The 1,284-nt window shown below is 71.3% G+C and carries 3 protein-coding genes; all 3 read left to right on the top strand.

All coding sequences use genetic code 11. The features are described from left to right. A partial coding sequence (locus ACFR9S_RS09385) for a hypothetical protein (RefSeq protein WP_379818491.1) occupies nucleotides 1-243 on the top strand: 243 nt, incomplete at its 5' end. An 87-nt stretch (nucleotides 244-330) separates the two neighbouring features. Continuing rightward, nucleotides 331-933 (top strand): DUF6517 family protein, encoded by a 603-nt coding sequence (locus tag ACFR9S_RS09380; protein ID WP_379731087.1) that lies wholly within the window; start codon nucleotides 331-333, stop codon nucleotides 931-933. 64 nt (nucleotides 934-997) lie between these two features. Next, nucleotides 998-1,284, top strand: a 287-nt coding sequence (locus tag ACFR9S_RS09375) for an AMP-binding protein (RefSeq protein WP_379818490.1), incomplete at its 3' end; no start/stop codon positions are given.

Below are 1,284 nucleotides of genomic sequence, written 5' to 3'. Positions count from 1 at the left end.
GAGGGGCTGGCGACGGACCTCCGACTCGGCAGCGGGCGTGTGATCGACGAGTCGTCGAACCTCGCCGACCGTGCGAGCCTCCCGACGACGGCGAACTTCGACGACTGGTACCGCCTGTTCGGTGGCTACGACGCCGACGCGAACTACAAGGGTCCCCGCGGCGGCCCCGGCGTACCGGGCAAGAGCGGCAAGGACCCCGGCAGCGGCAAGGGTAACGGCAAGGGGAAGGGCCACGCCGACTGACCGATCGCGTCGACCTGACTTTTTTGCCGGCGCCGTCGCGTGTCACGCGAACGAACTGTTAAGGCGGCCGGTTCGTAACCCCGGTGTGTGCTTCGAAAGCTCGTTGGCCTCGCCGTCGTCGGAACGCTGCTGTTCGCCGCCGTCGGCGGCGGCTGGCTCGTGGCCGGCGGCCCGCTACAAGGAGAAGCCGCCGCGCCGCTCACCGTCGACACCGCGACCGCCGCCGAGCACGGGTTCGCGGAGCCGCGCGTCGAGACCGTCCAGTTCCAGGAACGCCTGCAGGTCGCCGGCGTCGAGAAGGCGGTCGACCTCTCGGCGTACACGATGACGACGACGAACGAGGAGACGGGTGCGGCGGTGGTGACCGTCAGCCTCCCGGGGTGGACGGTCGGGGGCGTGTCGCTGAACCCGGTGACGTACGCGCCGCTGAAACAGGCCGTGAACCGCGTGCTACCGTACCTGCCGATGGAGACGCCCCCGGTGACGTGGGCGGGCGAGACGACCGTCGATCTCGGGGGTGAGAACGTGACCGCCGGCGAGTACGCCGTCGAGGGGGAGGCCCCCCGGCTCGTCGTCGCGCGGACGACGATGGGCGGCGATACGGTGTTCGCGGTCGGGCTCTACTCGACGGAGGCTCCCGAGAGCCGGGACTCCGTCGACGCACTGTTCGCCGAACTCGATCACGGATGAGCCGCCAACCGCCGGCCGGCGCGATGTGCCAAGACGGAAGTACCAGCAGTCCCCTTCGGTGACCATGCACGACTGGCTGGCCCAGCGGGCGCGGAGCACGCCCGACCGGGAGGCCCTCGTCAACGCGAGTTCGGGCAACGCGTGGACGTACGCGACGCTGGACGAGACGGTCGACGAGATGGCGGGGCGGCTCTCCGCGCTGGGGGTCGCCGAGGGCGACCACCTCGCGGCGGTCATGGAGACCGGCGTCGAGGAGGTCTGCCTGATCCACGCCGCGATGCGGCTCGGCGCGGTGCTGGTGCCGCTGCCGCCGGAGTTCACGCCGCCGGAGCTGGCCGACCGCTTCGACCG

It is taken from the genome of Halolamina salina (assembly GCF_042678005.1).
In the GTDB taxonomy this organism is placed as follows: Archaea; Halobacteriota; Halobacteria; order Halobacteriales; family Haloferacaceae; genus Halolamina; species Halolamina salina.
The sequence above is the reverse complement of the archived record's forward strand: the minus strand, read 5'-3'. Positions and strand labels throughout refer to the sequence as shown.